We start from the raw sequence: 14,377 nt of genomic DNA, 5'->3' as shown, positions 1-14,377 counted from the left end.
ATGGTTTTACCAAGGGCTTACCTAAACATGACACTTTTACTGTTAACGTTACATAAATGGTTCATCGAATCACTTGAACCCCCGGAACACCAAACCGATTTTGGCAATCTACTTTATTTTTTTAATTCTGCTATTTGTTGTTTCGCAAATTCTATTGCTCTCTCGTCACCAAATTCAATGGTTTTCTCATAATACACAATTGCATTTTTCTTATCTCCTTTAAGTTTGTAGCCTTGTGCGATATTTGAAAGAACAATATAATCTTGTGGATTTAACTTTTCTGCTCTTAATAGAGGCTCAATTCCTTTATCATATTCTCCGGTCAATAAGTAGGTAATTGAAAGATTGGATAAGCTTACAACGTGATTTGGATAGTATTTAAGAGTTTCCTCGGCTATATTTCTCATATTTACCAGCAATTCATCCTCTCCGGTAGTATAAAGTTGCACTTGATAATCTTGTAATGAAGAAAGCAAAAAGTCTTTTCCGTTTTCTTTTTTTTCATTGTTAGTCCAAGTCCAATTATTGTAATTTATCGAGGAATATTGAATTGTTTTTATTATTTCTGAAGTGAAATTTTCCCAATCTGATACTAGTCCCAGTACATATATTTTCCCAAATCTCATATCAAGTCGATTTGGATAAAGTTGAATCCCTTCATCAATTTTATCAAGTCCTTTTTTTAATTCACTTTGGTCATAATGAATTTGACTTCCTAAATAGCCGGAGGTTTCGTTTAAGCTGTCTTTCAAAACAAGACTTTCTCCTTGGGGTGCTTCGCTGCTTAAAGCAAGAAGTTCCTTTCTGGACTTCCCAAAATGATAATTGAAGAAACTTGTAAAAAGTTCAGCATCTTTTGGATTTTCATGCTTCCATTGGGTTAAAACCTTTAATTGGTTAATAGTATCATTTTTCTTATAGTATTTTTTAAATTCTGATTGATAATCTTGACTAAATCCTATTTGAGAAATTAAAATCGCAATCAATATACCTACTATTTTTTTCATCCGTGCTTGTTTTGAAATTAGCATTAACATTATCCCTCCAAATATAAACAACTTCTCAATCCCTTTTAAAAATTAAATCAACGAGAGTTTCATTCATGCTTTTCAAGTCCAAAGAAAATCAAGCTTGTATTAGCGGTTTTTTTAATCACGCATATCCCATTCATCAATAAAACTACTTTTCTCAATTTCAGCTATGTCATTTGAAGACGGTTTTATTTCCGATCCGTCTTTGTCATAAAATTTCCATTGGTCGGTTACAAAACCAAACTTAATTTTAGCACCCCCTTCACAACTCGTTTTTTTATGTTTTTCACCAATTTGATAGGTTCCTTTGGCTTTTAAAGTTCCATTATCGTGATAGTAAACCCATTCTCCAATTTTGTAGCTGTAATATTCGTCACAAAGTCCACCTGTACAACATTGAATATAAGTACCCAATTTATAATTTCCAGAAGATTTCAGTTTTCCATTCTCATAGAATTCACTCCACAATCCAATTCGGTAAGAATTGTGTTCGGCGAAAAAAGCTTCAACATTACCTACATTTTTTACAAATCCGTTATTATAGTAGGTAACTTTAATGTTTGTTTGTGGCAAATCAGATGCCACTCTAGCCGATTTACAACTAAAAATTAAAAATAGAAATAGGAAGTAATATCGTACTTTCATTTGTGTTTAAATTGATTAAAACGATTCTCAGCTATAAACAATTAGCTCTTTTACTCCACTTTAAATGTTCCCTCTATTAAATCAAATCCTTCTTGGTTCTTTGAAATATCTTCTATAGCTTCTTGTTTTATTATTGAATAGGTGTTCTTACCTTTTACAAAAACATAAATTGTACCTTTATGTTCCAAACCAAATGTATTAAATTTGAAATCACTTGAAAGCGATGGGATTCCATTAAAATTGTTATCTCGAACGGATTGAAACTTTAAATCTTTTAATATTTTTTGTTGTTTATACTCCTCCTGTATAATTTCAAGATACTCTTTTGAATCCGGAATTTGGGTCACCCATGTAAGGGTGAGTAATCCACTAGCATCAAACCCTTCTTTTTCAACCGACAAATAATAGCCCGTACCATCTAAATCACCTTCTTCGGTTATGCTCCAACCTGACGGATAGGTAAAAGAAACACCGTCCCGTGAAAAATTCCCGCCGGGTTTTTCAGACCCACAACTAATTACTGCTATGAAAAAAACACTTACTATACTTTTCCAAAATTTCATAATGACTTCTTTTTTTTTTAAATTATCGCTAACGCTAGTTCGACTAAAAAACCTCATCCGAACCAACAAAAATTAATTATTAAGTATATATATTGGTTTTAACTTAATCTAAAACCTTTTTAAAAAGGCAATCGGTTTTCTTCAAATAATAAAAGTTCATTTAACAAACTCCTAAAGCCTCTGCATCAACACTTTGCTAGGAGGGTTTCTCACTCTGTTCAACAATCCCGACCTAGAGGGATTATTATTGCCTTTGCAAGCCCAACAAAACTCTAGCCATTGCTGGCTCAACTTTTTGTCAATAGTTAGGTCTAAATCGTTCAAATGATTGCCAATACTTGTCTTTGTAAATATCGTATTCAATTTCAAATTTGTTGTTGTCTTGTTGCGTTTGGAAAAATACTTTTGCAGGTTTACGAAAGTCTTTGCAGGCAAAATAAATATCTCGTTCGCCGTTTGCTGTTTGTCTGCCAATGTATAAATAACCGTCTTTGTCTGAAAGTTGTTGTAATATTCTTTCTTCAATTTCGTTTAAAGTTTGGTAGTCACTTTCATTAGGCATTCCGTTATTGTTACTTCCGTCATACTTAAAAGTAATTACAGCAATCCAAGGGTGGGAAGCCTTGCTATCCCAATTAAGAAGTTGGGTATTTATTACTGCAATTAACTTGTTTCCACTTTCTAATTCAGCTTCCAAAATGGAGTGTTCATCTTCACTTGTATCATAACGAACTCCGTCATATTTTTCAATAAATTCTTTTTGTCGCCAAGTCAAAAAGTCTTTGAGTTTAGCAATCGGAACAAGTTCCTTTTCTGCTTCTTTTTTGCCTATTATTTTAAGGTTGTCTATATTATTCACAAAGTCCAGTTCGCCCAAATAATTGTCTAAGAAAATATAAATTCCGTTTCCAATTTGTTGTTTATTTTCTTCTGTCTGCTCGTTGTGAATTATAGTGATGTCAATTTCATCTGGATAGTCAGAGTGATCGTTGGAATAGTAAAATATATTGTCGCTGTCAAATTTATATCCCGCCATATTAATCGCTACGTTTTCAATGTCTAAAGCAGGTTTAAGGGCTGTAAATTTCCAGCCGTTTATTTTCGGTGCTTGCTCAACAAGTTCTTCTATGAAAACAATGTTTTTCGTGTTGCCGTCTGCTGTCAATACTAATTCAACAGTATTGTCATCATACATTCCTGTTAAATAAAAATAACCCTCCTTTAGTTCAGCAAGTTTTGGCGAAAGTTTGTCAAAGAAGCCTTTTTCTATGTGTTTGTGGGATTTGACTACATTAAAAAATGTTTTTTCATTGTTTTGAAACCAATTCCAAAAGTCGCTGTAACTTTTAATTGGTATTTCTTTCTTTCCGAATATATTTTTTAAAAAACTCATTTGTCTGTTAAGTTAAATTTTAATGTGATGAGGTCTGTTAGCCTTGCCACCAACCTTATGGGACTAAGGAGGGTTTGGGACTAAATTAAGATTTATTTTTCGCTATAACTAAACAACCTCTCCCAGAAGTGTTCCCTCTAAAATAGCACTATGCTCTGCGAATGACTCTGACTTCGCAGCAAAACACTTCCTGTTTTTTAATTGCTTTCAACCGGTTATATTATTATTATCAAATATATAAATCTTGCCAACCTTTTCAAAATTACTAAAGCTTTTTCCTATACTTAACACTAATAAACAAATCAATAACTTCATAATCAAAAAACTAAAAAAACTAAAAAATCAAAAAAACGCAACACATTAAAAATGTACGTCAGCCCAAAAAGAACAATACCATCCTCAAGCAACCCTTAACCCGCAACCAGCAACATCAACCCCTTTTTCCTTCACCCTAACCGGCGTAAAAGTCCCATCCAACTCCTCAAAAGACTGCAACTCCACAATATAAAGCAACACCCCTCCTCCACTCGGCTCCACGGTCGGAAAAGAATACCGCAACAACCGCTTGCGGCCTCTTTCCATATGCCAATCGCCGGAACACAAGCGGCCTTCCATCGATGAAAAGTCATAATTAACCACATGCAATCGAATGCCCACATATTCCAATCCCCATGGTTTTTGAACAAGATCCAACCGCAACCGCCCCTTTTTCACCTCCGTAGTAAACACAAACCCACTATCCGGATTAAAAGAATAATCCTTGAGTTGCTTTCGCACTTCCTCTTGTTCAAAAGCGGTAGCCAACAAACGCTGACCTCGTTCGTGTTCCATATCATAAACCAATAGAGCCCGCATTTTCTTAGTAAGCGAATTCACCACCGCTAAATTGTTTTCTTTAGGTAAAATACCTGTCAATAGGTCCCGCAAACCTTTACAACTTTTAGAAACCCGACCAAACTCACTCGCATTGTGGCGACAATTCGCATACTTAGCCGACTTTTTTAACGCTTTACTCGTAAAACCACTTTGTGTTCGAAGGATGTACTCACCATCCATTTCATAGATCACTAAACCACCTCCCAATCGCTTAGGAATCGGATAACCGGTAGGGATAATTTTTGCCATTATTGTAGGTTTTAAATTTTTCGAATTCAACTCAGGTTTTCTTCGGGTTTTCTTCGGGTTTGGTTCGGGGTTGTGGTACCCCTTGTTAATAACTTATTCCAATCTATTTCCCAAAAATACATCCTTTTCCGAACCAATCCGCAAGTTATAGGCAAGTTATATCAACAACATAGTGAACAGTTGAAACCTTTTCCCCACCATAAAAGCAAGAATCACAAAAGAACCTTACTAGCAGGCAAAGCCGTACCAACCCCATACCAAAGCCGTACCAAAGCCGTAGTTGTGGTACCCTCTGTTAAAACTTTTTAGAAATTCAACCCGAAACCCGAAACCCGCAACTCGCAACCCACAACCCACCATTCCCAATAAATTCCCTACCTTTGCCAAAAAACAAAAACACATGGTTTCGTTTCACGAATTTGATTTACCAAAATCCCTGCAAAAAGCAATAGATGAGTTAGGACTAACAACCCCAACTCCCATACAAATCAAATCCATGCCGGTCATACTATCCGGCAGAGACGTCATCGGTATCGCACAAACCGGAACCGGAAAAACCTTTGCCTACCTACTTCCCATCCTCAAACAATGGAAGTTCATGAAGTCAGACACCCCAAGAGTCCTGATACTCGTGCCCACAAGAGAACTGGTAGTTCAAATAGCCGGCGAAGTAGAAAAGCTAACCCAACACATGTCCGTTAGAACCCTTGGCGTTTACGGAGGGGTAAACATCAACACCCAAAAAACAGCCGTTTACCAAGGCATCGACATCCTAGTAGGAACTCCCGGCCGCGTCATGGACTTAGCCCTTGACAATGTTATTCGTTTTGATACCCTACAAAAACTGGTAATCGATGAATTTGATGAAATCCTTAACCTAGGATTTCGCTTTCAAGTCACATCCATTCTAACCATGTTAAAAACCAAACGTCAAAACATCCTCTTCTCTGCCACCATGACCGACGAAGTAGATGAAATGATAGAAGAATATTTCGAATTACCCGAAGAAGTCTCTTTAGCCCCATCAGGAACACCCTTAGAGAAGATCGAACAATTGGGATATAAAGTACCCAACTTTCTAACCAAGATCACGCTCCTAAAAGAGCTCCTCCACTCCGACGAAAGTATGGAACGCATCCTGATATTTGTCAACAATAAAAAAACCGCCGACCTAGTCGCCACCGCATTAGAAGAAGATTTTGCAGACCAATTCGGAATCATTCATTCCAACAAGTCACAAAACTACCGTTTAAACACGATGGCAACCTTCCAACGGGGCGAAATCAAAGGCATTGTCACCACCGACGTAATGGCTCGTGGACTTGACATTTCCGACATCACCCACGTCATCAACATGGAGTTCCCCGAAATCCCGGAACAATACATCCACCGCATCGGTAGAACCGGAAGAGCCGATAAAAACGGTATCGCCATCAGTCTCATCACACCAAGAGAAGAAGAAATACAAATAGAAGCCGAAATCCTCATGGAAAAGGAAATAGAATTCCTTCCCCTACCCGATATCGAAATCTCCGAAAAACTCCTCGAATTCGAAAAAGACAAAAGAAAGATGAAAGTCCTTCTAAAACGTCCAAAAAAAGAAGGCGGCGAAGCCTTCCATGAAAAGAAAGACAAAAACAAAAAAGTCAACCTCGGCGGCCCCGGAAAACGCACACCTAAAAAAACCGAACCCCGCAACCGCGGAGCAGAACGAGCAAAAGCTAAAAAGAGAAAGAAATAAGTTGCGGGTTGCGAGTTGCGGGTTAGATGCATTTTTTCCTCACAAATGACTGCAATTAAACCTTAATTACTTAATGAGGCAAAGCGTCTTAACATCTTAATGTCAAAAAAGCATCTTTATAAACTTTGCGTCCTTTGCGTAACCCTTTGTGAACTCCTATGCGGTTAAAAACCTTAATCACCTTAATGAAATAAAGCGAAGCGTCTTAACATCTTAATGTCAAAAAAAAGCGAAGCGTCATCAAAACACCTTAGCAACTCAGTACCTCAGCAACTCAGCACCTCTTTAAAAATTTTCACAAACATTTAGAATTTAAAATTTCTCATTTAAAACAATTAAATTGTATTTTTGACAAACTTTCATCAAATGCAGTTCAAGAATCCTGAAATCCTTTACTTCCTTTTTCTGCTCGTAATCCCGATTTTAGTTCACTTATTCCAATTACGACGATTCAAGAAAGAATACTTTACCAACGTTCGTTTTCTTAAAGAACTTGCCATTCAAACCCGCAAAAGCTCACAACTCAAAAAGTGGTTACTGCTACTTACCCGTTTGTTGCTCCTCACGTTTTTGATACTCGCTTTCGCTCAACCCATTTTCAAAGCGAAAGACAGTGCCTCTGCCACCAACGAACTCTTTATCATTTTAGATAATTCCCACAGCATGCAGGCCAAAGGTCAAAAAGGCGAGCTTCTGAAACGCACCGTTCAGGAACTCCTCGAAACGGTACCCGAAAATCAAAACTTCACCCTGTATACCGCAGATGAATCGTTTGTAAACACTGATATCAAATCCATTCAAAAGGAGTTGCAAAACATAAAATACAGTAGTAGCAGCTTTCAACTGGACAACCATTTTGCCAAAATAAATTCAAAGAAATCCATCTTAGGTAAAGACATTGTTGTCATAACCGATGCCATAGGTTTAAGCCAAACCGCCATAAAAAAACCGGACAGTACGTGGAATACCTTTTATGTGATCCCAAAATCCGAACAAAAAAACAACGTAAGCATCGACAGCGTTTTCATTCAACAAACGTTAGACAACTTTTATGAAATAAACGTTACCCTCACTGCACACGGCAAAACGGATGTAGAACTTCCGGTTGCTTTATACAACAAATCTAACCTGATTGCCAAAACACTCACTACGTTTGATACCAAACAAAAGAATTTGCTCTTCACCATTCCCAAAGAAGATTTCCACGGGTATGTATCCATCGAAGACAACGGCTTAACGTATGACAACACCTATTATTTCAGCATAACCAAACCCGAAAAACTAAACGTAATCAGCATCGGAACTACCGTCAAAAGTAATTTCCTAACCCGCATTTACACCCCCGATGAATTCAATTACAGTAATTACGAGTTAGCCGCTTTAGATTACAACCAACTGGAAAAACAAGAAACCGTCATTTTAAATGAACTGGAGGAAATTCCGAATGCGTTACAAATCACCCTCAAATCTTTTGTTGGAAAAGGCGGTAATCTAATTGTGATTCCATCCAACAAAACAAATCCGCAAGCCTTGACCCAAGTCATCAGAACTTTGGGAGCGGTTTCTTTTGGGAATTTAGAAAGCAATGAAAAATTAATCACCAAGATTTCCTTTTCACATCCACTATTCAACAGCGTTTTTGAAAAGAAAACCGATAACTTTCAATATCCCGGCACCAAATCAAACTTTCCTGTAAACTCTCAATATCCTCCTATCTTGAGTTATCAAGACCAATCCGCCTTTTTGACTGGTTTTCAAAACGGATTTGGAAAAGTATATGTTTTTTCAGGTGCTATTAATAAGGAGAATTCCAACTTTCAAAATTCGCCTATCATTGTGCCTACTTTTTACAACATGGCACAAAATAGTTTGCTAACCGGAGTGGTAGCACTAACAATCGGCAACTCAAATGTTTTCTTCATCGATGCTGCTTTAGAAAAAGACGACATCATTTCAATCGCCGATGGTGAGCAAAGCTTCATTCCCATCCAACAAATTGTAAACAACAAAGTAAAAATTGCCCTAACCAACCTACCGCTTGATGCAGGTAATTATAGTATCTTGAAAAAAGAAACGCCCATTAAAAATATAAGTCTTAATTTTGATAGACAAGAAAGTAATCTGTTTGAAAACAATAGTACGCTTTTGAAAGATGAAAATGTAGCAACCAACCTTGCTTCTGTTTTTGACACCCTTCAAACAGATAGAACCGACCAACAAATCTGGAAATGGTTTGTGTTGTTTGCATTACTATTCATCGTACTGGAAATTCTAATTCAAAAATTTGTCAAATGAATCTAATCATTCGAGAAGCAAAAATCATTGACCCAAAAAGTTCGTTTCACAACCAAGTGGTTGACCTTGAAATTGAAAACGGAATCCTAAAACAAATTGGGAAAAACCTCGCCACAAAAGCCTCTTTTGAAGAAATAAAATTAGACAACCTTCATGTTTCACAAGGCTGGTTTGACACTTCAGTATCTTTTGGCGAACCGGGCTATGAAGACCGCGAGACCATTGCCAACGGATTGCAGGTAGCGGCTAAAAGCGGTTTCACGGGAATAGCTTTGCAACCCAACACCTCCCCTGTTTTAGACAATCAATCGCAAATAAAATTTGTAAAAGAAAAAGCCAATCAACAGGTCACGGAGTTATTCCCAATTGGAGCTTTCACCAAAAACTCGGAGGGCACTGATCTTGCTGAAATGTTTGATATGAAAAATGCCGGAGCCATTGCCTTTGGTGATTACAACAAATCACTTGCTAATGCGAATCTTTTAAAAATTGGTTTGCAATATGCTCGGGACTTCAACGGTTTGATTATCGCTTTTAGTCAAGATGAAAAAATAAAAGGAAGCGGTGTGGTTCACGAAGGAATTGTCTCCACACGATTGGGATTAAAAGGCATTCCAACCCTAGCGGAAGAACTCATCATTGTCCGAAATTTATACTTGTTGGAATACACCGGAGGTAAATTACACATTCCTACAATTTCAACAGCACAATCCGTTGCTTTAATCAAAGAAGCCAAAGCTAAAGGTTTGCAAGTAACTTGTAGTGTTGCCGTGCATCACCTGGTTTTAACTGATGAAAAATTAGAAGAATTTGACACTCGCTATAAAGTTACACCACCACTTCGCGATGATGTCAATAGAAAAGCCTTGCTTGCCGGAGTACTTGACGGCACAATCGACTGCATTACTTCGGATCATAATCCTATCGATATCGAACATAAAAAAATGGAATTTGACCTAGCTAAAAACGGCACCATCGGATTAGAAAGTGCTTTTGGAGCTTTGCAAAATGTCTTGCCATTGGAAATCATAATTGCGAAACTTACAGCCGGAAGCAATTTGTTTGGTTTTGAGAAACCGTCTTTAAACGAAGGAGAAAAAGCAAACATAACCTTGTTCAACCCAAAAGGAGAATGGACATTTTCTAAAGAAGCCATACTATCCAAATCAAAAAACACCGCTTTCTTAGGTGAGCAAATGAAAGGAAAAGTCTATGGTGTTTACAACAAAGGAATTTTAAAAATAAACTAAATTATGTCGGATTCAAATACAAAATCAACTGCAATAGTTGCTTATTTAACATTAATTGGAACGGTTATCGCCATTTTTATGAACAGTGAAAACAAAAGTCATTTTGCGAGTTTTCATATCCGTCAAGCTTTGGGCATCTTTTTAACGTTCTTTGCTTTAGGTTATCCTATTGGCTATTTTGACAGTTGGATGGTTTCCTCTGCCTTTTATATTTTCTTTTTTATTCTGTGGATTTACGGCTTTTTAAGTGCCCTAAATGGTGATCAAAAAGTGGTGCCTTTAGTTGGTGGATTGTATCAAAGCCTCTTTAAAAACTTATAATTATGCCTTTAGAATACCTAGTACGACCTCCTAAAGTAGTTCTTGAAAAAAACCCGATGTTACTTTTATTACACGGCTATGGTAGCAACAAAGAAGATTTGTTTTCTTTTGCTTCTGAGCTTCCCGATAACTATTATGTAATTGCTGCTCAAGCTCCGCATGACATGCAATACGGTAGTTATGCGTGGTATGCTATCAATTTTGATGCCGATGAAAATAAGTTTTCCGATTTAAATCAAGCCCGTCAATCCAGAGATTTGATTGTTGATTTTATAGATGAAATGAAGAACAAATATCCGATTGATGCAACCGAAATTTCATTAGTGGGATTTAGTCAAGGAGCCATTTTAAGCTATGCCATCGCTTTATCCTATCCCGAAAAAATAAAACGAGTAATTGCGTTGAGCGGTTATTTAAATGTAGATATGGCTGTTGAAGGATTTGAAAAAAAGGACTTTTCAAAACTAGCAATTTTTGCTTCGCATGGAACAGTTGATCAAGTTATTCCGGTGGAATGGGCAAGAAAAACTCCGGAAGCTTTGAAACCTTTTGGAATGGAAGTTACCTTTAAAGAATACCCTATTGGTCATGGTGTTTCACCACAAAACTTCTATGATTTCAGAAAATGGTTGCTTGAGAATTAGTCGTCGTTCTTATCTTTTCCGGTAAATTTTGGGCCAATTTCACCATCACCCAAATAAATGACTTCCCCATTTTGGCGTAATGTGAATCCTTCAAATGCAGTGAGTTCATAATCATTAAAAATATAAGGCAAACCTTCATTTGTTCGGATTAAAACTAAAGATTGGTCATGGTTGGGAATAAACAATTCAGCCTCCATACCATCATCACTTAAAATTATATAGCTTATTAAAAGTGCGTCTTGCGTTTCAGGATTTGTTTTGGGATAAAGTCGAATAGCACTATTAAACAAGCGAACACAATCTTTTTTCAATTTCGACCAAGTATAACCGGCAGTGGTTAAACAACCCTCGCTATCGGTATTGGCACCAACAATGATGTTTTCAATTTCTTTTTCTTCTGAATCATCTGCTACAACAACAACATCAGTATCCTTACAAGAAAAGAACACTACAAAAACGAAAACGAACACTAAATTGTTTTTCATTGGATTTAAATTACCAACTATAAAAATACTAAATTAGTTCTTAGGATAAATAAATGTTTGTAAAATTTTGAAGGTAATGGAATCATCTTCTTCAATAAAATACTGCAACAACACTTCACCCCAGTAAGTACCGTCGCTATATTCGGCAATAATCCATCTGTGGTTGAGTACTTTTATTTTATTGATAATAAATTTTTGTTCACCAATTTTATCTTGACCTGTAAATTCGTTGCCTTCTTTTGAGTCATTATAATTCAGCAAACTTTCTGTTATGATGGGAATAAGTTTGTTTACATCATAATTTTCTAAATAATTTTGAGCACTTTCATTGTATTCCAACGAAAAATAATTGGCTTCCATTACTTGCGTTTTAAGCTGAAAAATGGAGTCTTTAGCTTTTATTTTATAGGTCTCTAATCGTTCTTTTTCAAATTTGACTTGCTTGCTGTAATACATATAAGTAAATAAGGTAAACAAAACAGAAACAATTAATAAGTACAACGAAAGTGATTTTTTCATAATTTATAAAATAAGTTAAATAGTAATTTCTAAAGTATCATAGGCCAAAAATACATTTTTTGGTAATGTTTTTTGCACTTCTTCGTGAAAACCTAACAAATGACTAATATGAGTCAGGTAGGCTTTTTCGGGTTTTAATAAAGCAATGAAATCCAAAGCCTCTTGTAAATTAAAGTGTGTTTCGTGGGGTTCTTTTCGCAAGGTATTCACAACCAATACTTTCAAGTTTTTTAATTTTGCGGCTTCCTCTTGTTCAATAGTTTTAACATCGGTTAAATAGGCAAAATCATCAATTCTATAACCAAAAACCTGTAATGTTCCGTGCATTACATTTATGGGAATAACCGATTTGTTACCCAAGGCAAAAGGTATGTTATTCGCAACAAAATTGACAGTAACAGAAGGAGCTCCGGGATATTTATTCTCCAATTCAAAAATGTAATCAAATCGCTTTTGTAAATTGGCAATCACCCGTTGATGTCCATAAATCGGAATATCGCCTTGTCTGAAGAAAAACGGACGAATATCATCTAATCCTGCGGTGTGATCGGCATGTTCGTGTGTAAATAAAATTCCGTCCAACTGCGTGCAACCGGAAGTCAACATTTGTTGCCTGAAATCAGGTCCACAATCAATCACATAGGAATGGTCCTCCCATCGTATCCAAATAGAAACACGAAGGCGTTTGTCCTTCAAATCTGTGCTTTTACATACAGAATGATTGCTTCCGATAACCGGAATACCTTGAGATGTACCTGTGCCTAAAAAATAAACCTCCAAAATGTAAAATTTTACACAAAAATAGCACAAATTAACTTTTAAAAAGGCATGATAATTGTTAACTTTGCATAGCAATACAAATGAAATCATGGAGAGAATAGCTACGGAAATCAAATTGAAAGGCGATAAAGCCATCGAACAAATTCCTTCGTTGAAGGATAAAGCTTTGCGAATCAATTTAAACGAAAATATATATGGCACTTTTGCTGAAATTGGTGCCGGTCAGGAAACTGTTCGTCACTTTTTCAGAGCCGGAGGTTCTTCCGGAACTATTGCAAAAGCAATGTCAGCTTATGATAAAGATTTTAGTGATGCCATTTATGGAACCGAAGAAGACGGACGTTATGTAACCGAAAGTCGTCTAAAAAAAATGCTGTCGCATGAAGTTCGCTTAATTGAAGAACGTTTGGATCGTGTGAAACATCCCAACAAAATGTTTTTCAGTTATGCCAATACAGTAGCGACAATTGATTTTGCAAAACAATTTAAAGGTCACGGATGGGTGGGTGTTAAATACCAAATTGAACCTGACGAAGACTACAATGAAATCATTCTTCACATTCGATTCAAAGAAAACGATGCCCGTTTGCAACAAGAAACTTTAGGTATTTTAGGTGTTAATCTAATTTATGGCGGTTTTTATAAATACAACGATCCAAAAAAATTATTGCGTTATTTATATGACCATTTGGATAAAGACCAAATAGAAATTGATACAATTAACTTCTCAGGCCCAAGATTTGCTAATGTTGACAACCGATTAATGAGTTTACAATTGGTTAAAAACGGAATGACCGATGCGGTAATGTTTGGACCTGATGGAAATAATATATTACCGGCTGCTATTCTTTACAAGAAAAATATTTTGACATTACGTGGCAGTTTCAGACCCGTTACCAAAGTAAACATGGACATGTATGAGAAATCGCTTGAAATGTTTTTGGAGGAGTCAAAAGTAGATCCTGATAACACCTTGGTTATTTTTGAAATTACACTTTCCAACCTTCGTTCAGAGGGAGAAATTGACGAGCGTGATTTTATGGACAGAGCCGAATTACTCTGTTCATTAGGACAATATGTGATGATTTCTAACTTCCAGGAATACTATAGAGTAGTTGAATATTTCTCTAGTTATACGAAAGCACGTATGGGATTAGCCATTGGAGTAAATAACCTTATCGATATTTTTGACGAAAAATATTACCGTCATTTAAGTGGCGGAATATTAGAAGCATTCGGTAAATTATTCTATCGTGATTTGAAAGTATTCTTATATCCGATGAAAGATGAAAACAAAATGGTTATCAATTCAGAAAACTTAAAAGTACATCCTAGAATGAAAGAATTATACAAATTCTTCAAATTCAATGGAAAAGTGCTTGACATCGAAAACTTCAATACCGATAACTTAGAAATTTATTCCCGTCAGGTATTGAAAATGATAACCAAAGACATTCCGGGTTGGGAAGCTATGCTACCAAAGGGTATTGCCGAATTGATTAAAAGAGATAAGCTCTTCGGCTTTTCTGAAAAGAAAGAATTAGAAGAGAAGAATTAATAAAAAAACCGAGTAGCAAATAAACTA

General features: G+C 36.2%; 14 protein-coding genes. 6 read left to right on the top strand and 8 right to left on the bottom strand.

Features of this window, described 5'->3' with window-relative positions:
* Positions 1–113: 113 nt before the first annotated feature.
* The 5 genes from IEV15_RS08815 to IEV15_RS08795 all read right to left on the bottom strand — a co-directional run bounded on the left by IEV15_RS08815 (position 114) and on the right by IEV15_RS08795 (position 4,757).
* Positions 114–1,007: a tetratricopeptide repeat protein gene (locus IEV15_RS08815; RefSeq protein WP_188362159.1), complete on the bottom strand. Its 894-nt coding sequence runs from the start codon at positions 1,005–1,007 to the stop codon at positions 114–116.
* Positions 1,008–1,148: 141 nt separating this feature from the next.
* Positions 1,149–1,676 carry a toxin-antitoxin system YwqK family antitoxin gene (locus tag IEV15_RS08810; RefSeq protein WP_188362158.1) on the bottom strand — a complete coding sequence of 176 codons (528 nt, stop codon included), beginning with the start codon at positions 1,674–1,676 and terminating at the stop codon, positions 1,149–1,151.
* 50 nt (positions 1,677–1,726) lie between these two features.
* Positions 1,727–2,239 carry a hypothetical protein gene (locus IEV15_RS08805; protein WP_188362157.1) on the bottom strand — a complete coding sequence of 171 codons (513 nt, stop codon included), beginning with the start codon at positions 2,237–2,239 and terminating at the stop codon, positions 1,727–1,729.
* A gap of 298 nt (positions 2,240–2,537) precedes the next feature.
* Positions 2,538–3,632: a DUF695 domain-containing protein gene (locus tag IEV15_RS08800; protein WP_188362156.1), complete on the bottom strand. Its 1,095-nt coding sequence runs from the start codon at positions 3,630–3,632 to the stop codon at positions 2,538–2,540.
* A gap of 399 nt (positions 3,633–4,031) precedes the next feature.
* On the bottom strand, positions 4,032–4,757 hold the full coding sequence (locus tag IEV15_RS08795) for a hypothetical protein (protein WP_188362155.1): 726 nt from the start codon (positions 4,755–4,757) through the stop codon (positions 4,032–4,034).
* A 400-nt stretch (positions 4,758–5,157) separates the two neighbouring features.
* On the opposite strand from IEV15_RS08795, the gene IEV15_RS08790 reads away from it, so the two are divergent.
* The 5 genes from IEV15_RS08790 (at position 5,158) to IEV15_RS08770 (ending at position 11,008) form a co-directional block, all read left to right on the top strand.
* Positions 5,158–6,498: a DEAD/DEAH box helicase gene (locus IEV15_RS08790; protein WP_188362333.1), complete on the top strand. Its 1,341-nt coding sequence runs from the start codon at positions 5,158–5,160 to the stop codon at positions 6,496–6,498.
* Positions 6,499–6,864: 366 nt separating this feature from the next.
* The gene (locus IEV15_RS08785) at positions 6,865–8,793 is read left to right on the top strand and encodes a vWA domain-containing protein (protein WP_188362154.1); all 1,929 of its coding nucleotides are present in this window, start codon (positions 6,865–6,867) and stop codon (positions 8,791–8,793) included.
* On the top strand, positions 8,790–10,043 hold the full coding sequence (locus IEV15_RS08780; protein WP_188362153.1) for a dihydroorotase: 1,254 nt from the start codon (positions 8,790–8,792) through the stop codon (positions 10,041–10,043). Before IEV15_RS08785 ends, IEV15_RS08780 begins: the two co-directional genes overlap by 4 nt.
* Positions 10,044–10,046: 3 nt before the next feature.
* The gene (locus IEV15_RS08775) at positions 10,047–10,364 is read left to right on the top strand and encodes a hypothetical protein (RefSeq protein ID WP_188362152.1); all 318 of its coding nucleotides are present in this window, start codon (positions 10,047–10,049) and stop codon (positions 10,362–10,364) included.
* A gap of 2 nt (positions 10,365–10,366) precedes the next feature.
* Entirely contained in the window at positions 10,367–11,008 is a 642-nt protein-coding gene (locus IEV15_RS08770) for an alpha/beta hydrolase (RefSeq protein WP_188362151.1), read from the top strand.
* On the opposite strand, the gene IEV15_RS08765 is transcribed toward IEV15_RS08770, so the two are convergent.
* The 3 genes from IEV15_RS08765 to IEV15_RS08755 are packed head-to-tail and all read right to left on the bottom strand — an operon-like array spanning position 11,005 to position 12,792.
* Positions 11,005–11,493 carry a hypothetical protein gene (locus IEV15_RS08765; RefSeq protein WP_188362150.1) on the bottom strand — a complete coding sequence of 163 codons (489 nt, stop codon included), beginning with the start codon at positions 11,491–11,493 and terminating at the stop codon, positions 11,005–11,007. The two genes, IEV15_RS08770 and IEV15_RS08765, sit on opposite strands and share 4 nt — an antisense overlap.
* Before the next feature lie 33 nt (positions 11,494–11,526).
* On the bottom strand, positions 11,527–12,012 hold the full coding sequence (locus tag IEV15_RS08760; protein WP_188362149.1) for a hypothetical protein: 486 nt from the start codon (positions 12,010–12,012) through the stop codon (positions 11,527–11,529).
* Between the two features lie 15 nt (positions 12,013–12,027).
* On the bottom strand, positions 12,028–12,792 hold the full coding sequence (locus tag IEV15_RS08755; protein WP_188362148.1) for an MBL fold metallo-hydrolase: 765 nt from the start codon (positions 12,790–12,792) through the stop codon (positions 12,028–12,030).
* A gap of 97 nt (positions 12,793–12,889) precedes the next feature.
* Between IEV15_RS08755 and IEV15_RS08750 the strand changes: the two genes are divergently transcribed.
* Positions 12,890–14,350: a TonB-dependent receptor gene (locus IEV15_RS08750; RefSeq protein ID WP_188362332.1), complete on the top strand. Its 1,461-nt coding sequence runs from the start codon at positions 12,890–12,892 to the stop codon at positions 14,348–14,350.
* The last annotated feature ends 27 nt before the right edge of the window (positions 14,351–14,377 follow it).

Source organism: Flavobacterium orientale (genome assembly GCF_014638005.1).
In the GTDB taxonomy this organism is placed as follows: Bacteria; Bacteroidota; Bacteroidia; order Flavobacteriales; family Flavobacteriaceae; genus Flavobacterium; species Flavobacterium orientale.
Note: the sequence above shows the minus strand (reverse complement) of the source record. Positions and strands in the feature narration are given on the sequence as shown.